Below are 22,494 nucleotides of genomic sequence, written 5' to 3' on the forward strand. Positions count from 1 at the left end.
GATTGGATCTACGAAGGCCGCTCTGCGCAAGCAGACGGCAGGGCCAGAGCACGCAGTGGTGGAATGACGACACGCTGGCGTTCCTCGGCGAGCTCGGCTGCTTTGTATTTAGCGATCCATGGCCGGACAAGGTTCCGCGAGATCTCATTTCAACCTTTGTCGAGTCAACGTCGCAGGGCACTATCAGCGCTTTGGAACGTGGTACAACGATCAGTCCATAGTGGCCGTCGAGACAGATCAGTCAACCGCTTTCAGGGGAGCAAATGTGGGCTCCGAAAGAAGCGCGCGTCAGGCGCACGGAAGTTGGACCTATGACTGCGCGTGCGCGGTCTTGATGGCAGCTCTATCGATTTCACCCGCGTCGTTCTTCAGAAGATTATCGACGAACACTACGATCTTCGGCCGCTTGTAGCGCGCGATGAGACTGCCCGCGAAATCCACGATCTCGTCCGCGGTCGTTGTCTTCGAAGGTTGCAACACGCACACCGCCTTCACCGCTTCGCCCCATTGCGGATCGGGGACGCCGATGACGACGACTTCGGCAATGGAAGCATGCTGACGGATCGCGTTCTCGACCTCGGCCGGATAGACATTCTCACCACCGGTCTTAATCAGTTCCTTTTCCGGCGCGCGGCCCGCATACCAGAGATAGCCGTCGGCGTCGAAATAGCCTATGTCGCCGGTGTGGTGCAAGCTGTTGCGAAACGTGTGTGCGGTATCGGCTTCGAGATTCCAGTATCCCTTGAAGACCGTCGGCCCGCGCACAACGATCTCACCGGTTTCGCCGGTCGGCTTCGGACGATCGTCGCCATCCACGACAGCGATGCTGCGCCAGAACAGCGGACGCCCCGCGGACTTCGGTCGGTCGCGGTAGCGCGACAGCGTCGCCAGACCCGAGGTCTCCGACTGGCCGAAGGTGACCCAGAACGCTGCTTGGGGACACTCGCGTTCGAACCGTTCGATGGTTTCGGGTGAGTCGAGTCCGGTCACCGCGCGCAGCGACGACAGTTGGCCCGGCTTTGCCTGATCCAGGATGCTGCCCAACATCGGCGCGAACTCGGACATTACGGTGATCTTTTCGGCTTCGATGTCGCGCGCCGCCTGCGCGGCATCGAACTTCGCCGAGATCACGCTGGCGCCACCCGCCTGTTGCGTCGTCAACATCAAGCCAAGGCCCGCGACGTGAAACAGCGGCAATACGCCGAGGCTGACGTCACGCTCATTAAGTTGCCAAGCGCCGACCAGCGAAGACTGCGCCGTCAGCATGCCCATCTGCGACAGCAGCGCGCCGCGGGGACGGCCACCGACGGCTGCCGTATGAATGATCATGAAGCCCGCATCGCCGACTACCGACGTGGACGGCAGCGGCGTATCGCTCGCCGAGAGTTGCGAGAACGGCGTCAGCGCGGGATGTGCGGCACCGATACCGAAATAATATCGTGCTGAGGGCAACGACCCCTGCTGGGCCACGATCGCCTCGTGATAGTCGGCGCCCGCAATGACGACCACAGGCGCACCGTCGGCGAGGACATAGGCGATCTCATCCGGTTGCAAGCGAAAGTTGACCGGCAGCAGGATGGCTCCGAGCAGCGCCACCGCCCCAATCAGTTCGACCATCTCCATGCAGTTCTGCGAGAGGATGCCGATGCGATCGCCCGGCTTCACGCCAAGGCTGGCGAGACCGCCCCGCCAACCGCTCGATACTGCGGAGATATTCCGCATGCGTCACCCGCCTGCCATCGACGATGAAGGCGGTTCGACCGGGATAACATTCGGCATTGCGGCGATAGACATCGCCAAACGTCACGCTTCTCAGGCTCATCGCACCATTCCCGAACGAGGATCAACCATGCATCGTCAAGCCGCCGGACACGCTGATGGTTTGTCCGGTGATGAAACCGGCATCGTCGCTCAGCAGGAAGGCGATCATGCCGGGATAATCGTCCGGCTGGCCGAGCCGCCGCAGCGGAATCGCGCGCGCGAGTCCTTCGGCGATCTTGCCGCCGGTCGGCGAGCTCTTGGTGAAGGCGTCGAACAGCGGCGTATCGGTCGGACCCGGGCACACCACGTTGAGGATGATGTTCTTGCGCGCCAGTTCGCGCGCCACCGTCTTGGTGAACGAGATCAAGCCGCCCTTGCAGGCCGAATAAACGGCTTCGCCGGAGGAGCCGACCCGGCCCGCGTCGGAGGCAACGTTGACCACGCGCCCGAAGCCGCGCTCGACCATCCGCTTGACCACGACGTGATGCAGGTTGAGCGGGCCGTAGAGGTTGATGCCGATCACCTTGTCCCAGAACGCGCGGTCGGTATCGAGGAACGGCACCGGGATATCCCAGCCGGCGACGTTGGCCAGCAGCTCGGTCGGGCCTGCCGCTGCCTCAAACTTGTCGGTGGCGGCTGCGACCGCGTCGCGATCGGTGATGTCGACCTGATAGGCCAGCACGCGGCCGGGCTTGCCGGCGGCGAGCCGCGCCGTGTCTTCGGCACCGGTCAAATTCTGGTCGAATATTCCGACGACGCATCCCTCGTCGGCGAGCCGCAGCGTCGTCGCCCGGCCGATGCCGCTGGCGCCGCCGGTCAGAATGACCCTTCGTCCATCAAGTCCACGCATATGATCCTCCCGTTTTCGTTCTTGTTGGTATCGTTATCGTCCCTGAAAGCGCGGACTGCGCTTTTCGCGAAACGCCTTGATGCCTCCTTCGCATCCGCGGTTTTCGCGATTGACGCAAGGGTCTGCGCCTCGTCCTCCAACTGCTTTCGAAAGTCCCGCTTGGCGCCGCCAGGAACAGTCGCTTTATATCGCCATAGACCTCGGCCGGACCCGATGCCTCTACTTCCGCAAGCACCTTGTCGTCATCGACCACGACATCGACGAACCCTGCCGACAAGACGGCATCGGCATTCAGCGTCTCGGCCAGCAGAAAGAAGCGCTGGGCGCGCGGAGCCCATGCGTGCCGTCAACGTCATGTTTGAGCCGTATCCGGACTGAAGCCGATCTTGGTGAACGCGGCCGTGATACGCGCCGACTTCGCCATCACGACGATATCGGCCGCGGCCGCCAGCGACACGCTGCCGCCGGCGACGTGGCTGTGCACGGCGACCACGACCGGCGCGCGCATCTGCTTCATCCGGACGATCACGGTACGGAGATCCTCGGTCCAGTGCTTGACCAGCGACGGCAGCGAATCGGACTGCCGTTCGAAGGCAGCGATATCGCCGCCGACGCTGAACATCTTGCCACGCGCCGAGATCAGCACAGCGCGCACATCTTCGCACTCCTCAGTTCGTCCATCGCAAGGCTGAATTCGCGGCAAAACGCGATTAACGGGATTGCCCCGATCCGGCCGGTTGAAAACGATGCGAGCGAGCCCGTCCACGATGTCGCAGAGGAAACTCCTCGTCGGCGTCGTCAAGTTCATCTTTAGCTCCGGCGGTTGTCTCTCATCGAGTCTAGCGGCCAGAACAACTGCCAAAGGGCGACAATCGGTCCGGCGGTTGACGAAATCTCTTGCCTGCGCCAATAATCGCGTTTATCAGTCGCTTTGACATGAACCCGGTGCGACCGTCTCCGTTGGTTTCCAAATCCCACAAGCGTATCTCCAAGCGAATCTTGGCTTCCTCAACCATTCTAAAGTCAAAGTCGTTTGCCTCGCTGAAACAGCCTCCCGCCTCGCGCATTTCCAAATCGGAGAAGTCACGCGATTCGATCCTGGTTGCGGCGGCAAGGCTGTTCCGCCGCCAGGGATACGCAGCTACAACGCTGCGCCAGATCGCCGATATCGCCGACATCAAGGCCGGCAGCGTCTACTACTATTTCGACTCCAAGGAGCAGATTCTCGACGAAGTCCTCTACATCGGATTGTCGAGCGTGTTCGAAACGGTCAAAAAAGCGCATCGTGACGCCGGCAAAGTCTCGCATCGGCGCAAGATCGGACTCGCGATCGAGGCGCATCTGGTGGCGCTGCTCGAGGCGGGCGACTTCACCTCGGCCAATATCCGGATTTACGGCCAGTTGCCGGAGACGCTGAAGAAGCCGCACCGGCCCCTGCGTCGGGCCTACGCCAAATACTGGGACAAACTTTTCCTCGACGCCCGCCGCGCCGGCGAAATCCGCGCCGACATCGAGATCGTCCCGCTGCGCATCTTCGTGCTGGGCGCACTGAACTGGACCATCGAATGGTTCAGCCTCGACAGCAAGGATGCCGTGCTGAAGCTGGCGCGACGCACCGAACTCCTGATCTTTGACGGCGTGAAGAAGTCCTGACATCTACTTTCCTTGCCAGACCGGCTTTCGTTTTTCCGCAAACGCCCTCGGCCCTTCGATCGCATCCTGGCTCGCATAAGCCTCGACATGCAGCCGGTTGGCCTCGACCAAGCCCGCGGCGCAGCCAAGATCCATCGCGGCAAGAATGCTGGCCTTGGCGGCCTTCACCGACAGCGGCGCGCCTTCGACGATCGCGCGCGCCAATAGCAGCGCACGGGCGCGCACTGCATCGGGCGTGTCTTCGAGATAATTGAGGAAGCCGTGCGCGGCGAGCCGCTCGATCGGCATTGTCTCGCCCGTGATCACCAGTTCCATCAGCAGCGGCTGCGGCAGCATCCATAACAACGGGACCGCCCAGGGCGAGCCACGCCCCATCTTGACCTCGGTAATCCCGGCGCGCGTCCCGCGCAGCCCGACCCGCAGATCAGACTTGAGCGCCAGCAGCATGCCGCCTGCCATCAGCGACCCCGTCATCGCCGCGATGATCGGCTTTGAAACCTCGCGCATCGCTGTTTGCATCGGGTCGCGCATCAGGGCCAGGACATCGACGTCGTCGCGCGCCCTGATCTCGGCCGCCTGCTTGAGATCCAAGCCGGCGGAAAACACACCGCAATCGGTCGAGGTCAGAATCACGACATTCGCTTGCTGGTCCTGCTCAACCCGCTCCCACGCATCGGTCAAACCGTTCATCGCCTCGACCGAAAGCGCGTTTTTGCGCTCGGGCCGGTCGATAGTGATGGTCGCGATGCCATCTTCGCGCGAATAGAGAACAGGCTCTTTGGACATCGTGTTCCGCTTCCGCAAATTTCTAACATCTGTTAGAATACCGATCACGCGTTCGAACACAACAGATATTCAGCCATCGGGTCGTCATGCAGCCAATGCTCGCCATGCGTTTTGCGTCGGATCTTCTGAGCGGCCGGGTCGCGCTGGTAACCGGAGGCGGCACCGGCATGGGCCGCGCCACCGCCATCGAAATGGCGCGCTGCGGCGCAGATATCGCCCTGCTCGGCCGCCGTACCGGCCCGATCGAGGACTGCGCCGAAGTGATCCGCGGGCTCGGCCGCAAGGCCGTGGCGATCTCGGCCGACATCCGCGTTCCCGAGCAGATCGAGGACGCGATGCAGCTCATCAAGAGCGAGTTCGGCCGGCTCGACATGCTCGTCAACAACGCCGGCGGACAATTTGTCACGCCGGCGCGCGAACTCAACAACAAGGGGTTCGAGACCATCATTCGCAACAACCTGGTCGGTTCCTGGCAGATGACCAAGGCGGTCGCCGATCATTTCATGTTCGAGCATGGCGGCTCGGTCGTATTCGTGACCGCCTGCGTTCGCTCCGGCCTCAGCGGCTTCGTGCATACGGCGGCCGCCCGCGGCGGCGTGCTGGCGATGATGAAGACGCTGGCCTTCGAATGGGCGGAATTCGGTATCCGTCTCAATTGCGTCGCGCCCGGCACCGTCCGGACCGAGGGAATGGACCACTACCCGATCGAACCCGAGCAGTGGCTGAAACTGAACCGCAACATCATGGGTCACATGGGCGACGTCAGCGACATTTCGGCTGCGATCATCTTTCTGAGTTCGTCGCTCGGCAAATTCGTCACCGGCGAGGAATGGTACATCGACGGCGGCGAGACGCTGCATCTGGCCCATGACGCACGCCAGATGATCGACATGGTGAAGTTCTCGAAACGCGAGTCGGCGGTTCCCAAATCGAAGTAACCGCTGAAGTAGCCTAGCAGTCTGCTGAAAAACCTTGAGATAGCGGGATTTTATATTCTCGCCGGTCTTTGTTGGGACGACGCGGCAGAGTTGGATGTGATTTTTTAGCCAGGCGTTGGGCTGCCCGGCACGGACGGCTAAGCGGCAAGTAGTTTGGGGATGCGGATCAGGTTGTAAGCGATCAGATTTAGCAGGAAGTCGGCGGCGACGCGAGCGATGCCACGATGCTTGGTCTTACGCATCGTGCCATGCTGTTTGCCCCATCCGAAGATGCACTCGACCATCGCCCGGCGTGATTGCGACATGCCGTACCCCGGATGCCGCGTGGTACGTTCGTCGATGGCGCTGATGCGGGTCTTGCCGGTTTTGGTAACGGCTTGGTTCTGCGTCACACGCGGCGTCACGCCGATGGCGCGAAGATTGGCGACATGATCGGCGGTATCGTACGCCTTGTCCTCACCGGCCGTGATGCGGCGACCTGCCGCCCTGCGTCTCGCCTTCAGCATAGCCTCCGAAGCCCCGCGTTCGGCGGTGCCATCGGCATGCGTGACCTTGCCGGCCACCGCCAGCCCATGACGGTTTTCCATGGTGGCGTGGCCCATATAGCAAAGCCTGGCCTCTCGTCCGGCCGCTTTGCGATAAAGCCTGCTGTCCGGGTCGCTGGTACTGGCATGGGTGTCGTTCTTGCGCTTCTGGCCATGGAAGTTGGCGCCGTCGTCGTCGCCGCTGCCGTCCTTGGGACGAAAGCTCTTCTGTGAAGCCCAGGCTTCGATCAGCGTTCCATCTACCGAGAAGTGCTCACTCGACAGCAGCGGCTTGACCCGCGGATGGTTCAGAAGCCGGCACATGAACTTCGTGAACACATCGCCGTTCTGAAGCCGTTCCCGGTTCTTGGTGAAGGTGGTCGGGTCCCAGACTGGATCGTCCGGCGACAGGCCCACGAACCAGCGGTACAAAAGATTGTTGTCCAGTTGCTCCATCAACTGGCGTTCCGAGCGGATGCCGTAGAACACCTGCAGCAGCAGGGCACTCAGCAATTGCTCCGGAGGGATCGAAGGGCGTCCCTCGCTGGCGTAGAGCTTCCCAAGGCTGCGGTTCAAATCACTCAAAACATCCCGGACAAGTTCCCGCACCTTCCGCAGCGGATGGTTCGCTCGCACACGCTTATCCGGCGCAATGTACGGAAACAGGCCGCCCTGATCCGTGAACCTGCCCCGCATGATCGTCTCCGCCGATTCGGGATGATAAGTGAATCATCAAGCCTTCGCCGTGGCGAGGGGGTTCTTCAGCAGACTGCTAGAGCGCGTAACCGACCCGCACGCCCTCGTCGACCGCCCGCATGGCGTCGAGTTCGGCGGCCTCCTTCGCGCCGCCGATGATGTGGACCTCAACGCCCGCCGACTGCAACGCATCGAACGGCCCGCGATTGGCTTCCTGCCCGGCGCAAAGCACGATGGTGTCGGCCTCGATCAGTTGCGGCTTGCCATCGACAAGGACGTGCAGTCCGCGATCATCGATCTTCTCATAGGTGACGCCGGCCATGATCTTGACGTCGCGCTTGGCGAGGCTGCTGCGCAAGATCCAGCCGGTGGAAACCCCGAGATTGACGCCCGGACGCGTGGTCTTTCGCTGCAGCATGGTGATCTCGCGCGGGCTCTGCCGCGGCGCCAGCGGATCGCCTTTCAAACCACCGGCCTCGACGAGGCTGGCGTCGATATTCCACTCGACCTGGAACTCTACCAAATCCAGCCGCCGCGCCTTCGGCGCTTCGCCGGGCTGCGAATGGCAGAGATACTCCGCAACATCGAAGCCAATGCCACCGGCGCCGATGATGACCACCCGACGCCCGGCCTTCTTCTTGCCGCTCAGGAGATCGCTGTACGAGACGACCTTTGGATGGTCGATGCCAGCAATGTCAGGCCTGCGCGGATGAACGCCGGACGCAACCACGACCGCGTCGAACGATTCCTTCTTGAGCTGATCGGCATCGGGTGCGGTGTTGAGACGCAGATCGACGCCGCCGTCGGATATCTTGCCGCTGTAGTAACGCAACATTTCGAACTCGACCTTGCCCGGCACGGCACGTGCCAGGTTGATCTGGCCGCCCACGCGATCGCTGGCCTCGAACAGCGTGACCTTGTGCCCGCGGCCGCTGGCTTCCGCTGCGGCGGCCAGCCCTGCCGCGCCGCCGCCGATCACCGCCACTTTGCGAGGCTTCGCCGCCGGCTCGTCGTCGAATTCGGTCTCACGGCATGCGCGCGGATTGACCAGGCACGTCGCGGTGCGGTTTGAAAAGATCAGATCAAGGCAGGCCTGGTTGCAGGCAATGCAGATGTTGATCTTGTCGGCGTTGCCTTCGCGCACCTTTCGGGCGAAATGCGGGTCCGCCAGCATCGGACGCGCCATCGAGATCAGGTCGCTGTCGCCGGCCGCGAGAATTTCCTCGGCCACATCGGGCGTGTTGACGCGATTGGAGGCGACCACGGGAATGCCGACGACTTTCTTGAGCCGCGCCGCGGCGAAACGCCAAGCGGCGCGCGGGATCGGATAGGCGATGGTGGGAACGCGCGCCTCATGCCAGCCGATGCCCGTGTTGAGGATGTCGGCGCCGGCTTTCTCAACGCGCTGCGCCAGCCGGTCGATTTCGTCGCCGGTTGCGCCGCGTTCGACCAGGTCGGCGGCGGAAATGCGATAGACGATCAGGAATTCCGGACCTGTCGCCGCGCGCACACGCTTGACCAGTTCGACCGGTAGCCGGTGGCGATTTTCTTCGGCCCCGCCCCACTCGTCGTTGCGGTCGTTGGTGCGCAGCACGGTGAACTCGTTGATCAGGTACCCTTCGGAGCCCATGATCTCGACACCGTCGAAACCGGCTACCTTCGCCAGCATCGCACAACGCACGTAGTCTTCGATGGTCTGCTCGATCTCGGCGACGGTCATCGCGCGCGGCGGGAACTTGTTGATGCGCGAGCGGATATCGGACGCCCCGAGGCACTCCGGCTGTTTCGCGTACCGGCCGGAATGCAGGATCTGCATGCACATCTGGCCGCCATGCCGATGCACCTCATCCGTGAGGCGCCGCAGTTCCAGCGCTTGCGAACGCTCGGTCAATATTGGACCGCCAGGCTCGATCAGGCCGGCGGTATTCGGTGCGTAACCACCGGTAATGATCAGGCCGACCTCGCCCTTGGCGCGCTCGGCGAGAAACATCGCCATCTTATGCAATCCGTTCTCCTCCATGTCGAGGCGAGTGTGCATCGAACCCATGATGATGCGGTTCCGCAACGTGGTGCGGCCCACCTTCAGCGGCGACATCAGGTTCGGATACATTCCGGTCATCGAGCGGCTCCGGGCACGATTGCGCATTTTCTAACGATTGTTAGACTGAATAAAAATCGGGCCGAATGCAACAGCCGGCTGACCGGCAAAGGAAACGTCATGGACACTACGCTCAACGCCGAGCAGCAGGCATTTCGCGAAGTTGCCGAGCGGTTTTCAAGAGAAAAGCTCGCGCCGCACTACCAGAAGCGAGCCAAACAGGACCGCATTGACCCCGCGATGCTGAAGGAAATGGGCGATCTCGGCCTGATCGGCGTCGATATTCCGGAAGCTTATGGCGGCCTTGGCGAAAGCAGCGCGACCGCCGGCGTTATCATCGAACAGATCGCCTACGGCGACTTCAACGCCAGCTACGTTCAATTGCTGGCGTCGCTGATGGGCGGAATGATCGCGCAGCATGCCTCGCCCGGTATTTCACAGCAATGGCTCCCGCGTGTGGTCAAAGGCGAAGCCATCATCGGGCTCGGCCTCACCGAGCCACGCGGCGGATCGGATGCTGCCAATCTCATCTTGCGCGCCGAGAAATCCGGACGCGGATACCGCCTCAAGGGCGAAAAGACCTCGATGAGCTTTTCCGACCAATGCGATGCAGCCGTGATCTTTGCCCGCACCGGCAATGAGGGTGCGCGCGGCGTCAGCGCCTTCTTCGTCGACCTCAATCAGCCCGGCATTACCCGCACCCATTTCGACGACATCGGCACCAGACCAGTGGGCCGCGGCTCGGTTTTCTTCGACGATGTGTTCGTTCCGGCCGAATGCCTGATGGCCGAGGAGAACAAGGGATTTTCCAAGATCATGGCCGGCTTCGACTACAGCCGCGCCCTGATCGGGCTCGAATGCATCGGGCCGGCGCAGGCGTCGGTGGACGAAGCCTGGCAATACTCGACCGGCCGCATCGCCTTCGAGCGGCCGATCGCCCAGTATCAAGGCGTCAGTTTTCCACTCGCCGAAGCAGAGACGCAACTCACCATGATGCGTCAGCTCTGTTTTTACACGCTATCGCTGCGCGACCGCGGCCTGCCCCACACGGCGGAAGCTGCGATGTGCAAATGGTATGTGCCGAAAGTGACGTGCGAGATCATCCACCAATGCCTGCTGACGCACGGCCATTATGGCTACACAACCGACCTACCGTTCCATCAGCGCTATGTCGACGTCATGGGCCTTCAGATCGGCGACGGCACTGCGCAGATCCAGAAACTTGTCATCGCGCGCGAGAAGGTCGGCCGGGTCGCCGTTCAATACGCCAAGCAACCCGAGCGGAAGTGAGATCAGCGCTCGCCGTGGAAATTCGCGTCGCGAATCTGGACCCGGTCGATGCTGGACTGCCACAGCTTCGGATAGGTGGCGTGGAAATCCTGCAATAGCTGCTTGATCGGCGGATCGATGAACCAGCCGCGATCGTTGACATATTCCATGTGGCGCTGGCTGTTGACGTCGAATTCGTGGAACAGCGCATCGTTCTGGCCATCGAACACAAGCTGCTTGACGCCGAAGCGCCCGCACATCTCGGTGTTGAAGGCCGGCGTTACCTTGATCTGCCGCCCGTCAAGCCAGAGCGCGACATATCCGTGATAGATGAAAAGGTCGGTCTCCATCAGTTCGGCAAGCTTCGGCGAATTGAGGTGATTGCGGACGTCGGCGAAACCGACCGCGGCAGGAACGCCGGCGGCGCGCAAGCCCGCCGTCAGCATGATCGCCTTCGGCACGCAATAATTCGTCGGCTGGGTCGCGATGAAGCTGGCGCGGTACTCGTCGGCCGTGGTGCCGATGTTGAAAGGGTTGTAGCGGACCTGGTCACGCACCGCGTCGAACAGGCGGATTGCCCTTTGCGTCGGCGAGAGCTCGGCCGCGTCGGATAGGTTGCGCGCGACGAACGCGCGAATCTCGTCCGATCCGCTATCGACATACGGCGTCGATGCCAGCAATTCCGAAGCGGAGTACATTCCATTCTCCCGTCTTTTCAGAATTTCTAACAAATGTTCGAAACAAAAGATAGCGGGCCATTGACGCAATCTCGGCCGAGGCGCTAGCTTCCGCGCCATCCGGCAGGCGCGACAACACGAAGTAACAACGTCATGAGCGACACCACGCCCTATATCTGGACGCCGCCAGCGGAACTCGTGGCGCAGAGCAACCTCACCGCTTTCCTGCGTGCGACGGGCGACAAGGATTACGATGCCCTCGCCGCGCGGGCCGAGGCCGATCCAGCCTGGCTGATGCAGGAGGTCTTCAAATTCTGCGACGTCAGGTTCTACAAGAACTACGAGCAGATGCTCGACGTCTCCAAGGGCGAAGCGTGGGCGCGCTGGTGCGTTGGCGGCACTACCAACATCGTGCTGAACTGCATCGATAAGCACCGCGACATGACAGTTTGGAACCAGACCTTCCTGGTGTGGGAGGGCGAAGACAGGAACGAACGGCGCTCGCTGAGCTATCGCGAATTCGACGCCGAAGTGACCCGGCTGGCACAAGGCCTGCGCAATCTCGGCATCGGGCGCGGCGACGTCGTTGCGATCTACATGCCGAACCTGCCGGAAACATTCGTGGCGTTCTTCGCGATCCTGAAACTCGGCGCGATCGTGATGCCGCTGTTCTCCGGCTTCGGCCCAGCTCCGATCCAGTCCCGCCTCAACCACGGCGAAGCCAAGGCTGTCATCACCGCCAACGGCACCTGGCGCCGCGGCGCGCCGGGTGCACTCAAGTCCGTGCTGGACACCGCGCTCGAAGGCGCACCGTCGGTCAAGCATGTGATCGTTGCCCGCCGCGCTGGACTCGAGATCGACACGCCGATGCGCGACGGCCGCGACCGGTGGTGGGACGATGCCGATGCCGGTCCTGAGACGACGCTCGCGACCGAACAGATGCAGGCGGAAGACCCTGCGATCCTGCTCTACACGTCGGGCACGACCGGCGAGCCGAAGGGATGCGTCTGGACCCATATCGGCTTCATCGGCTCGATGGTGACCCGCGACATGATCATCTGTGGCGACTTCAAGCCGTCCGATCGGTTCTTCTTCTTCAGCGACATGGGCTGGATGGTCGGCGCGATGTGCGCCTGCATTCCGAGCATCACCGGCGGCAGCTTGTTGATCGCGGAAGGCACGCCGGACTTTCCCGATACCGGGCGGTTCTGGCGGCTGATCGCCGATCACAAGGTCACTTATCTCGGCGTATCGCCGACGATCGTGCGCAGCTTGATGCGCTATGGCGAAGAGGTCGAGAACTACGATCTTTCCAGCCTGCGGATGACGGCGTCCGGCGGCGAAGCCTGGACCACGGCGCCGTGGAGGTGGTTCTTCGAGCACGTCTGCAAGAAGAAGATTCCGATCATCAATATTTCCGGCGGGACCGAAGTCGGCGGCTGCATCTTTACCGGCACGCCCAACCACCCGATGAACCCCGGCTCGTTCTCGCGGCCTGCGCTGGGCGTCGGCGCGGATATCGTCGATCTCTCCGGAGCGCCGGTTCCCGACGGCACCGTCGGCGAACTGGTGCTGCGGCATTCCTCGATCGGCCTGACCAAGAGCCTGTGGAAGGCCGACGCGCGCTACCTCGACAGTTACTGGAATACGATTCCGGGAATCTGGGTGCACGGCGATTTCGCGATGCGCGGCACCGACGGGCTCTATTACATTCTCGGCCGTTCCGACGACACCATCAAGATCTCGGGCAAGCGCACGGGACCTGCCGAACTCGAGGGCATCCTGATCGCGACCGGCAAGCTCGCCGACGCCGCGGCGTTCGGCATCTCGCATCCGGTCAAGGGATCGGCGATCGTCTGCGCCTGCGTGCCGATGCCGGGTGTCAAGGGAGATTCGAAACTCGCGACGCTGCTGTCGTCGGCGATCGTGACCGGCATGGGCACGTCGTACCGGCCGGAAACCGTGCTGTTCGTCGAAGACCTGCCGCGCACGCGTAACCTGAAGATCATGCGCCGGGTGCTGCGCGCGGTGTTCGAGAACAAGGACCCCGGCGATCTCTCCGCGCTGGCCAATCCCGAGGCAGTCGAGCGGCTACGCGAAAAGCTAGCGGCGATGTGAGGGAAAAGCCGGAGACCGGCCCTTCCCTTCGCCACCGATCAGATCGGGCAATCCGGCGAGAATACCGGCTTGCGCTTTTCGAGGTGAGACGCGAGACCCTCGCGGGCCTCGTGGCCGGTGAAGCCCAGCATTTCCAGTGCTGTCGAGGTGTCGAACAGCGGGCCGTTGACGCGGAGCCAGTTGTTGAGCGCGTATTTGGTCCAGCGGATCGCGCTTTGCGCGCCGGTGGCGAGATCTTCCGCGGTTTCCAGCGCGATCTTCTGCAATTCGGCGTCTTCCACGCACAGCGACACCAGCCCGATGCGCTCGGCTTCGGTGCCCGACAGCGGCTTGCAGGTCAGCAGGTAGTATTCCGCTTTCGCAAGCCCGCACAGCAGCGGCCAGATGATACAGGCGACGTCACCAGCGGCCACGCCGAGCCGGGTATGGCCGTCAACGATACGCGCGGATTTACCGCAGATCGAGACGTCGGCGAGAATACCGACGACGAGGCCGGCGCCGACAGCGACGCCGTTGATGGCCGAAATGATCGGCTTGTTGCAGTTGATGACATTGTAGACGAGGTCCTTGGCCTCCTTCCACGTCGACATGCGGGCCTTGGGATCGTCGAGGATGCTCTTGATCAGCTCGAAGTCGCCGCCGGCCGAGAAGGCCTTGCCAGCGCCGGTGACGATCACGGCATTGATATCGGGATCGTCGTTGATGTCGCGCCAGATGTGGGTGAGCTGCGTGTGGGTCGCGGCATCGACCGAGTTGTAGGTTTCGGGGCGGTCGAACGTGATCCGCAGGATCCGCTTCGAGGGATAATCGATCTTCAGGCTGGTATAGGCGGCGTAACGGTCCGACATGGGCTCTTCCTTTTGCTGGCAAGCCGTCCCCGGCCGCCCCGATCGCTGCGTGCGACCGGTCTTGGTGATTTCGAACAGATGTTAGAATTTAGGTTTGATCGGATATCGCTGCAAGCGTATAGTTTCGATCCGACAAAGGGGCTAATAAAGCAAGAAGATACCCCGGGAGTGAACGGAAGATGACTGCCGAAATCGATGGTGCAGCGATAGCCGGCTCAGGTCCGACGGTCGGCGAATTGTTCCGCAGCCGCGCGAGGGTTCAGCCGGCGGCCATCGCGATCGAGTATCAGGGTCGGAACATCAGCTACGGCGAGTTGCGCGGCCGCGTCGAGCGCGCGGCTGCGATGCTTTCGGCGCACGGCCTGCAACGCGGCGACCGCCTCGCGCTGCTGTCGCGCAATCGGCCTGAATATATCGAGATCGAACTTGCAGCCGCCCATCTCGGCGTCATCACCGCCTGTCAGAACTGGCGAGTGTCGCCGCGTGAACTCACTTACTGCCTCGAACTGGTGTCGCCGAAACTCGTGATTGTCGAGCCGGACCTGCGCGCCAATCTCGCCGCAGGACCATGGAAGACGCTAGAGCTCGGACCGGCCTATGAACGTCTGATGCAACAGCAGTCGGATCACGAGGCGCCGACCGCTGCACAAACCGAAGACGGCTTGGTGATCCTCTATACCAGCGGCACCACGGGGCTCCCGAAAGGCGCCGTGGTCTCGCACCGCGCGATGATCGCGCGGTCGCTGGTGTTCAGTTCCGAACTCGGCATCTCGCATCGCGATGCCTTCGTTGCATGGGCGCCGATGTTTCACATGGCATCCACAGACCACGCGCTCTCGACTTTGCTGCGCGGCGCCACAGTTGTGATGATCGACGGTTTTCAAGTCGATCCGTTACTGGATGCCGTGTCACGTCACGAGATCGGCTGGCTGGTGTTGATCCCCGGCATGGTCGAGGCCTTTGCCGCCGGACTGAAGCAGCAAAAGACAAAGGTGAAGGGCGTGCGCGTCTGCGGCGCGATGGCCGATCTGGTGCCGCCGCATGCGATCGCGGAGGTAACTGAGCTGTTGCAGGCGCCCTACCTCAACAGTTTTGGCGCGACCGAGACCGGCCTGCCGCCGGCCACCCGTGCGCTGATCGCGCCCGGCGAAATTCCCGAACGGCTGTCAAAACAACAAAGCGCGTTCTGCCAGATCAAGCTGGTCGATCCCTCTGACCGCGAAGTCGAGCAAGGCATGCCGGGCGAGCTTGCGATGCGCGGGCCAACGTTGTTCTCCGGATACTGGCAGGCCCACGAAACCAACGCCCGTGATTTCCGCGGCGGCTGGTTTCACATGGGCGACGTATTCCGCCGCAACGAAGACGGCTCGCTCGATTTCGTCGACCGCGTGAAATACCTGATCAAGTCGGGCGGCGAGAACGTCTATCCCGCCGAGATCGAGCGCGTGCTGATGAGCGACAGCCGCATCACCGAAGCCGCGGTCGTCCGGGCGACCGACCAGAAATGGGGCGAGGTTCCGATCGCCTTCATCGCCCGCCGCGACGACAGCATCACCGAATACGATCTGCTGGAACTGTGCCGCCGCGACCTCGCTTCCTACAAGCGGCCTCGGCAGTTCAACTTCATCGATTTCACGGAATTTCCCCGCTCGACCAGCGGCAAGGTCCAGCGCCACGAACTCGAAGCCCGGTTGAAGGCTACCAACTCGAGAACCGCGACATGAGCGACAGCACCCTGCGCGGCAAGGTCGCCGTCATCGGCATTGGCATGTCCCCGGTCGGCAAGGTGCCCGGACGAAGCCCACTGTGGCTCGCGGCGGATGCCTCCAAGAAAGCGCTGGCCGACGCCGGTCTCGACAAGAGCGCCGTCGACGGCGTGCTGTCGTGCCACGCCTTTGCCTCGCCGTTCCACCGCTTCAGCGTGGCCCTCAGCGAATATTTCGGCATCCAGCCGACCTTCTCGAACACGCTGCAGGTGTCCGGCGCGACGGCGGCGACGATGTTCAATATCGGCGCTGCCGCGATCCAGGGCGGGCTGGCCAAGGTGGTGCTGGTCACCGCTGGCGACAGCCTGATGACGGGCCTGACGCCGGACATGGCGCTGCGCTCGCTGACCGAGAGCCGCGACCAGCAATACGAAATGCCGTTCGGCATCCCCGTCGCCAACACCTTTGCGATGACCGCGCACCGGCACATGAAAGAGTTCGGCACGACCGCCGAGCAATTGGCCGAAGTCGCCGTGGTGTCGCGGCGTCACGCGTCACGCACGCCAGGCGCCCAGCAGACCAAACCGATCACCGTCGACGACGTACTCAATTCAGGCTGGGTGACGACGCCCTACCACAAGCTCGACTGTTCGCTGATCTCGGATGGCGGCGCCGCCTTCATCCTGACCTCTGCCGAACACGCCAAAGAACTTGGCATCGCCAAACCGATCTACATCCTGGGCGGCGGCGAGTGCTACACGCATGAGCACATTTTCCTGATGCCATCGCTGACTTCGACCGGTGCGATCACCTCGAGTCGCAAAGCCTACGAGATGGCGGCATATGGCCCGAAGGACATGCACGTCGCAGGGGTCTACGATTGCTTCACCGGCACCGTGATCATGATGCTGGAAGACCTCGGCTTCTGCCCCAAGGGCGAAGGCGGACGCTTTGTCGCTGACGGGCAGATGACCTATGGCGGACAGATCCCGTCCAACACCCATGGCGGGCTGTTGTCCTTTGCGCATCCGGGGATGCCCGGCTCGTTCTTCCATTTCCACGAAGTGATCGCGCAACTTCGCGGCCAGTGTGGCGAGCGGCAGGTCGTCGGCGCCGAACTTGGCCTGGTGCATAGCCTCGGCGCGGGCTTTGCGACCAATGCGACCACGATCCTCGGTACGGAGAACACGCTGTGATTTCGAGCGAAGACGCCAAGCAGAAACCGGTGCCCTCGCCCGATGCGGACTCCGCGGCATTGTGGCGCGGCCTGCGCGACGGCGTGCTGCTGTTGCAGCATTGCGATGACTGCCGCAACGTCCAGTATTACCAGCAAGGCATGTGCCGAAACTGCGGCAGCGAGAGCCTGACGCATCGCGCGGCATCCGGCCGCGGCAAGGTGCATTCCTTCAGCGTGGTCCATCGCGCACCCGGTCCCGCCTTCAAGGACGACGTGCCCTATGCGGTGTTGCTGGTCGACCTCGCAGAAGGTCCGCGCATGATCAGCACCTACACCGGCGGCAACCCCGAGGACGTCAGCTTCGACATGGATGTCGTTTTGGTCTGCGAGGCCATCGACGACGAGACCGCACTGCCCCGATTCCGCCGCGCCTGATCTAACTACGCCTGCGCCATCTCGCCCCACCCCACACCGGGGTTAACCCGCGGCTGCCTCTCCGATTATTTTCTAACAAATGTTCGATTTCTAACAATTGTTAGATTGAAATCCCGCGCTCTTTCTGCCTAAACATGACGGACCTCTTCAACCGGAGCCCGATCCATGGACTTTGATCTCACGCACGAGCAGCGACAGATCCTCGACTATGGAAATACCGTCGCCAAGAAGTTCGACCGCCGCTACTGGATGGAGTGCGCGGAGAAGCGCGTGTTTCTCGAGGCGCTGTACCAAAAGATTGCCGAGGACGGTTTTGTCGGCACCATGGTGCCCGAAGAATTCGGCGGCGCCGGCCAGGGCATGACCGAGATGCACCTGTTCCTGGAAGGCCTGTCGAACAACGGCATACCTCTGCTCAACCTCGTCGTCGGCGCGGCGATGAGCCTCGGCTTCATTGCCAAATACGGCACCACCGCCCAGAAGTCGCGTTATCTGCCGGATGCCTGCTCCGGCAAGACCCGCTTTTGTTTCGCGATCACCGAGCCCGATGCCGGCACCAACACCATCCGCACCACGACTCTGGCGACCCGGCGCGGCAACCGGTTTGCGCTGAACGGGCAGAAGACCTTCATCACCGATGCCGACGGCGCCGACTACGTCCTCGTCGTGGCCCGCACCAAGCCGCACACCGACGTCGGCAAGAAGACCGAGGGCTTCACGCTGTTCATCGTGGACCTCAAGGCCAAGGGGCTACAAAAGCAATATATCCCGGTCAGCATCACCGCGCCGGAAACGCAGTGGCAATTGTTCTTCGACGTCGATCTCGGCCCCGAAGATGTCGTCGGCGAGATCGACAGGGGTTTCAGCATTCTTTTCAAGAGCCTCAATCCCGAACGGATTCTGGTCGGGTCGATCTGCTGCGGCCTCGGCCGTTATGCGCTCAACCGCGCCGTCGAGTACGTCCGCGAGCGCAAGGTGTTCAACAACACGCCGATCGGCGCCTATCAAGGCCTGCAACATCCGCTGGCGAGCTCGCAGACCGATATCGAAATGGCCTCGCTGATGACCCTGAAGGCCGCATGGGCCTTCGATCAGGGCCGCGAGGCCGGCGAGTTCGCCAACATGGCCAAACTTGCCGCGGCCGACGCTGCGATCAAGGCGGTGGATACGGCGATCCAGTGCCACGGCGGCAACGGTTTTACCAAGGAATACGGCATCTTCGACATCTTTCCGATGGTGCGGCTGCTGAAGACCGCCCCGCTCAATCGCGAAATGATCCTCAATTACATTGGTGAGCACGTGATGGGCTTGCCGCGCAGCTATTAGGTCGAACGCCCATGGCCACGATGAATTCAGAGGTTTCGACCGAGAGCGAGGAATTCGTCCGCAACCGCGACGCCTATCAGGCGCGGGTCGCGGACCTCCAGGCTCGTCGCGCCGCCGCCGCGGTCGGCGGCCCCGACCGGGCGCGCAAGCTGCACAAGGAACGCAAGCAACTGTTGCCGCGCGAGCGGATCACGGCTTTGCTCGATCCCGGCTCGCCGTTCCTGGAATTCTGTCAGTTGGCCGGCGAAGGTATGTATGAAGGCGTGCCGCCCGGCGGCAGCATCATCACCGGCGTCGGCATGGTGTCCGGCCGCTCCTGCATGGTCATCGCCAACGATGCCACCGTGAAAGGCGGCACTTATTACGGCATCACCTGCAAAAAGCATGTTCGCGCGCAGCGCTTCGCCTGGCAGCATCGCCTGCCCTGCATCACCCTCGTGCAGTCCGGCGGGGCCAACCTGCCGGACCAACCGAATATTTTTCCGGATGAAGGCCAGTTCGGTTCGATCTTCTACAACCAGATCCGGATGTCGGCCGAAGGCATTCCGCAGATCGCGGTCGTGCACGGTCCGTCAACGGCCGGTGGCGCCTATATGCCGGCGCTGTGCGATGAGACCGTGATCGTGCGCAATCAGGGCGCCATGTTCCTCGGCGGCCCGCAGCTCGTTTTTGCCGCGACCAACGAAGAAGTCGGCGTCGAAGCACTCGGCGGCGGTGAGATGCATAGCCGCATCAGTGGCGTCACCGATCACCTGGCCGAAAGCGACGGCCACGCCATTGCGATCACCCGCGACATCGTTGCTCGTCTCGGCGACATACCAGAGCAGCGCTGGAGTGTGACGCCGCCGCGCCCGCCGCTGGCGGACCCGGCCGACATCTACGGCTTGATCAGCGCCGACCCGCGGGTGCCGACCAACAACCGCGACGTCATCGCGCGCCTTGTCGACGACAGCGAGTTCCACGAATTTAAGCCGCTCTACGGCGACACACTGATCACAGGTTTCGCCCGCATCATGGGTTTCGAGATCGGCATCCTCTGCAACAACGGCGTGCTGTTCTCCGAGAGTGCGCTGAAGGCGACCCACTTCATCGACCTCTGCTGCAAGCGCAACATTCCGCTGCTGTTCATGGCCGACGTCACCGGCTTCATGGTCGGCCGCCAGGCCGAGGAAGGCGGTATTTCCAAGCACGGCGCCAAGATGATCACGGCAATGGCGAGCGCCAACGTGCCGAAATACACGCTGATCATCGGCAACGCCTACGGCGCTGGCTACCTGTCGATGTGCGGCCGCGCCTTCCGTCCGAACGCGATGATGATGTGGCCGAACGGCCGCTCCGCCATCATGGGCCCGGACCAGGCCGCCAATACGCTGGCGATGGTCCGAGACGAAGCCCACAAGCGCGAGGGCACGAGCTGGACCGACGAGGAACGCGAGGCCTATCGCGCGCCGGTGCGCAAGGAGTTCGAGGATTTCGCCAACGCCTACAACTTCGCCCGCAATATCTGGTGCGACATGGTGATCGACCCGCTCGAGACCCGCAACGTGATGGCGCTGCTGCTCGACCTCGCCGGCCGCCTGCCGCAACAGCGTACCGATTTCGGCGTGTTCCGGATGTGACGACGGAGGATTGCCGGTGTTCAAAAAAATCCTGATTGCGAACCGTGGCGAGATCGCCTGCCGTATCGCGCGGACCTGCCGCAAGCTCGGCGTCGCGGTGGCCGGCGTTCACTCGTCGGTCGATGCGGACTCATTGCACGTCAGGACCATCGGTGAGTCCTACCTGATCGGCGGCGGCGCTGCTTCGGACAGTTACCTCAAGATCGACGTCGTCATTGCCGCGGCCAAGACCGCTGGCGCGGAAGCCATCCACCCCGGCTTCGGCTTCCTCGCCGAGAACGCTGAATTCGCGCGCGCCGTCGAAGCCGCGGGCCTTGTCTTTATCGGACCGACTCCCGAAGTGATCGAACGTCTCGGTGACAAGGCTTCCGCCAAGCGCGAGGCCGAGACCGCCGGGGTGCCGACCGTCCCCGGCAGCCAGATGCCGAGCGAGGACGTCGCGGCCGTGGCTGGCATCGTGAAGCAGCTCGGCCTGCCCGCGATGCTGAAGGCGGCGGCCGGCGGCGGCGGCAAGGGCATGCGCGCGGTATCCAAAACCGATGGCCTGGAGGGCGAAATCGAAGCCGCGATGCGCGAAGCGAAGAATTCGTTCGGAAGCGCCGGCTTGATCGTCGAGAAGCTGGTCGAGTGTGGACGCCATATCGAGGTGCAGATTGCGGGCGACGGCAAGGGTAACGTCATTCACCTGTTCGAGCGCGAGTGTTCGCTGCAACGGCGGCACCAAAAGCTGATCGAGGAAGCACCGGCCGCCAATCTCCCCGTCCCCTTGCGGGAACGCATGACTGATGATGCGACACGGCTCGGCAAGCGCCTGAACTACCGCGGCGTCGGCACTGTTGAATTCATCGTCAGCGGCGACAATTATTACTTCCTCGAGGTCAATCCGCGGCTTCAGGTCGAGCATCCCGTCACCGAAATGGTGACCGGCATCGATATCGTCGAACTGATGCTCCGTATCGCCGCCGGCGAAGGACTGCCGTTCGAACAGGACGATATCGCCTGTGCCGGCCACGCGGTCGAAGCGCGGATTTGTGCTGAAGACGCTGCCGACAATTTCATGCCCTGCACGGGCGACCTGGCCTATGTCAGCTTCCCTTCAGCCGATGTGCGGGTCGAAACCGGCGTCGAAAGCGGATCGTCCGTCTCTCCCTATTACGACTCGATGCTGGCCAAGCTGATCTCGAATGCGAAGACCCGCAACGAGGCACTCGACCAGCTCAGCCATGCGCTCGGCGACACCTCGATCTTCGGCATCACCACTAACCAGGGCTTTCTGGCGCGCCTGATCGCCCTGCCGGAAACGCGCAACGCCACCTTCCATACCCGCCTGATCGACGAGCAGATCGATCAGCTCGTCGAAAAGACCGACGGACCGGACGTCAAGGCATCGGCGATCGGCGCGTACTTCTGGCTGATGCAGCAACGTCCGCTTGCGGCGAGCAACCCGTGGCAAACGCGCGAAACTCCGCGTGGCAGATGGCGGCCGGCGGCGACGGATTATCGCCGATTCCGGTGCTGCATCTGGAAGCCGCAGGCGCCAGCGCGGAGATCCGGTTTGCGCCGCAGCAAGCCGACGGCCACATGATCGTCGGCGTCAATAACGACAAGGTTTCTGTCAATCTTCTGCCCGCTGATGATGGCGCCTTCGTCGCTATTATTGCCGGCCGTCGCGAATCCGTTCGCATTCTTCAGCACGATCGAACCCTGTTCGTGCATGATCGCCGCGGCGTGCATACGCTGACCGCCATTCCCTACCTGACCTATATAAGTGCAACGACGGAAGCGAGCGGAGAGCTGCGCGCCCCGATGATGGGCATGATCCGCAAGGTCAACGTCGCCATCGGCGACAAGGTCAGGGTTGGCGATGTCGTCGCGATCCTTGAATCGATGAAGATGGAATTGCGTATCAGCAGCCAGATCGACGGCACGGTATCAGCGGTGAATTGCTGCGCCAACGAGATCATCGAACGCAATGCGATTGTCGTCGTCGTCGAAGCCGCCGGGCAGGCCTGA

19 protein-coding genes and 1 pseudogene are annotated in these 22,494 nt (G+C 62.5%); 12 read left to right on the top strand and 8 right to left on the bottom strand.

From position 1 onward, the window contains the following. The coding region (locus AC3WLX_RS35665) for a hypothetical protein (protein ID WP_492339293.1) at window positions 1-221 on the top strand (221 nt) is incomplete at its 5' end. Between the two features lie 88 nt (window positions 222-309). On the opposite strand, the pseudogene AC3WLX_RS35670 reads toward AC3WLX_RS35665, so the two are convergent. The 3 genes and pseudogenes from AC3WLX_RS35670 to AC3WLX_RS35680 all read right to left on the bottom strand — a co-directional run bounded on the left by AC3WLX_RS35670 (window position 310) and on the right by AC3WLX_RS35680 (window position 3,419). After that, window positions 310-1,822, bottom strand: a pseudogene (locus tag AC3WLX_RS35670) (AMP-binding protein). A 21-nt stretch (window positions 1,823-1,843) separates the two neighbouring features. Then, window positions 1,844-2,611, bottom strand: a complete 768-nt coding sequence (locus AC3WLX_RS35675; protein WP_028139142.1) for an SDR family oxidoreductase — start codon at window positions 2,609-2,611, stop codon at window positions 1,844-1,846. Window positions 2,612-2,963: 352 nt separating this feature from the next. Continuing rightward, on the bottom strand, window positions 2,964-3,419 hold the full coding sequence (locus tag AC3WLX_RS35680) for an enoyl-CoA hydratase-related protein (RefSeq protein ID WP_080672322.1): 456 nt from the start codon (window positions 3,417-3,419) through the stop codon (window positions 2,964-2,966). A gap of 191 nt (window positions 3,420-3,610) precedes the next feature. Between AC3WLX_RS35680 and AC3WLX_RS35685 the strand changes: the two genes are divergently transcribed. Then, window positions 3,611-4,264 (top strand): TetR/AcrR family transcriptional regulator, encoded by a 654-nt coding sequence (locus tag AC3WLX_RS35685; protein ID WP_049820500.1) that lies wholly within the window; start codon window positions 3,611-3,613, stop codon window positions 4,262-4,264. A 3-nt stretch (window positions 4,265-4,267) separates the two neighbouring features. Here AC3WLX_RS35685 and AC3WLX_RS35690 read toward each other — a convergent pair whose 3' ends face one another. After that, window positions 4,268-5,110 carry an enoyl-CoA hydratase/isomerase family protein gene (locus AC3WLX_RS35690; RefSeq protein ID WP_245269636.1) on the bottom strand — a complete coding sequence of 281 codons (843 nt, stop codon included), beginning with the start codon at window positions 5,108-5,110 and terminating at the stop codon, window positions 4,268-4,270. Window positions 5,111-5,154: 44 nt separating this feature from the next. Here AC3WLX_RS35690 and AC3WLX_RS35695 point away from each other — a divergent pair, with 44 nt between their 5' ends. Further along, window positions 5,155-5,988: an SDR family oxidoreductase gene (locus AC3WLX_RS35695; RefSeq protein WP_245269634.1), complete on the top strand. Its 834-nt coding sequence runs from the start codon at window positions 5,155-5,157 to the stop codon at window positions 5,986-5,988. Between the two features lie 137 nt (window positions 5,989-6,125). Here AC3WLX_RS35695 and AC3WLX_RS35700 read toward each other — a convergent pair whose 3' ends face one another. Both AC3WLX_RS35700 and AC3WLX_RS35705 read right to left on the bottom strand, forming a co-directional pair. Then, the gene (locus tag AC3WLX_RS35700; RefSeq protein WP_024342821.1) at window positions 6,126-7,208 is read right to left on the bottom strand and encodes an IS5 family transposase; all 1,083 of its coding nucleotides are present in this window, start codon (window positions 7,206-7,208) and stop codon (window positions 6,126-6,128) included. 76 nt (window positions 7,209-7,284) lie between these two features. Next, complete coding sequence (locus AC3WLX_RS35705) at window positions 7,285-9,354, bottom strand: NADPH-dependent 2,4-dienoyl-CoA reductase (RefSeq protein ID WP_492339294.1); 2,070 nt, start codon at window positions 9,352-9,354, stop codon at window positions 7,285-7,287. A gap of 72 nt (window positions 9,355-9,426) precedes the next feature. Here AC3WLX_RS35705 and AC3WLX_RS35710 point away from each other — a divergent pair, with 72 nt between their 5' ends. Continuing rightward, entirely contained in the window at window positions 9,427-10,596 is a 1,170-nt protein-coding gene (locus AC3WLX_RS35710; RefSeq protein ID WP_028139136.1) for an acyl-CoA dehydrogenase family protein, read from the top strand. Window positions 10,597-10,598: 2 nt separating this feature from the next. Here the strand turns inward: AC3WLX_RS35710 and AC3WLX_RS35715 are convergent, their stop codons facing one another. Further along, complete coding sequence (locus AC3WLX_RS35715; protein ID WP_049820499.1) at window positions 10,599-11,273, bottom strand: transglutaminase-like domain-containing protein; 675 nt, start codon at window positions 11,271-11,273, stop codon at window positions 10,599-10,601. 132 nt (window positions 11,274-11,405) lie between these two features. Between AC3WLX_RS35715 and AC3WLX_RS35720 the strand changes: the two genes are divergently transcribed. Continuing rightward, the gene (locus AC3WLX_RS35720) at window positions 11,406-13,370 is read left to right on the top strand and encodes an AMP-binding protein (protein WP_028139135.1); all 1,965 of its coding nucleotides are present in this window, start codon (window positions 11,406-11,408) and stop codon (window positions 13,368-13,370) included. Between the two features lie 38 nt (window positions 13,371-13,408). Here the strand turns inward: AC3WLX_RS35720 and AC3WLX_RS35725 are convergent, their stop codons facing one another. Beyond that, window positions 13,409-14,218 carry an enoyl-CoA hydratase/isomerase family protein gene (locus tag AC3WLX_RS35725; RefSeq protein WP_028139134.1) on the bottom strand — a complete coding sequence of 270 codons (810 nt, stop codon included), beginning with the start codon at window positions 14,216-14,218 and terminating at the stop codon, window positions 13,409-13,411. A gap of 179 nt (window positions 14,219-14,397) precedes the next feature. On the opposite strand from AC3WLX_RS35725, the gene AC3WLX_RS35730 reads away from it, so the two are divergent. The 7 genes from AC3WLX_RS35730 (at window position 14,398) to AC3WLX_RS35760 (ending at window position 22,494) form a co-directional block, all read left to right on the top strand. Continuing rightward, window positions 14,398-15,942, top strand: a complete 1,545-nt coding sequence (locus AC3WLX_RS35730; protein WP_049820498.1) for a class I adenylate-forming enzyme family protein — start codon at window positions 14,398-14,400, stop codon at window positions 15,940-15,942. Continuing rightward, window positions 15,939-17,120, top strand: coding sequence for a thiolase C-terminal domain-containing protein (locus AC3WLX_RS35735; RefSeq protein ID WP_028139132.1), 1,182 nt, complete (start codon window positions 15,939-15,941; stop codon window positions 17,118-17,120). The genes AC3WLX_RS35730 and AC3WLX_RS35735 overlap by 4 nt, the downstream gene beginning before the upstream one ends. Continuing rightward, window positions 17,117-17,536: a Zn-ribbon domain-containing OB-fold protein gene (locus AC3WLX_RS35740; protein WP_028139131.1), complete on the top strand. Its 420-nt coding sequence runs from the start codon at window positions 17,117-17,119 to the stop codon at window positions 17,534-17,536. The genes AC3WLX_RS35735 and AC3WLX_RS35740 overlap by 4 nt, the downstream gene beginning before the upstream one ends. A 165-nt stretch (window positions 17,537-17,701) precedes the next feature. Further along, window positions 17,702-18,862: an acyl-CoA dehydrogenase family protein gene (locus AC3WLX_RS35745; protein WP_028139130.1), complete on the top strand. Its 1,161-nt coding sequence runs from the start codon at window positions 17,702-17,704 to the stop codon at window positions 18,860-18,862. Window positions 18,863-18,873: 11 nt separating this feature from the next. Beyond that, complete coding sequence (locus tag AC3WLX_RS35750; RefSeq protein WP_028139129.1) at window positions 18,874-20,481, top strand: acyl-CoA carboxylase subunit beta; 1,608 nt, start codon at window positions 18,874-18,876, stop codon at window positions 20,479-20,481. 16 nt (window positions 20,482-20,497) lie between these two features. Next, window positions 20,498-22,066, top strand: coding sequence for an acetyl-CoA carboxylase biotin carboxylase subunit (locus AC3WLX_RS35755; protein ID WP_245269633.1), 1,569 nt, complete (start codon window positions 20,498-20,500; stop codon window positions 22,064-22,066). Next, complete coding sequence (locus AC3WLX_RS35760; RefSeq protein WP_245269631.1) at window positions 22,063-22,494, top strand: acyl-CoA carboxylase biotin carboxyl carrier protein subunit; 432 nt, start codon at window positions 22,063-22,065, stop codon at window positions 22,492-22,494. The genes AC3WLX_RS35755 and AC3WLX_RS35760 overlap by 4 nt, the downstream gene beginning before the upstream one ends.

The sequence above is a fragment of the Bradyrhizobium sp. FW305-F6 genome (assembly GCF_058782905.1).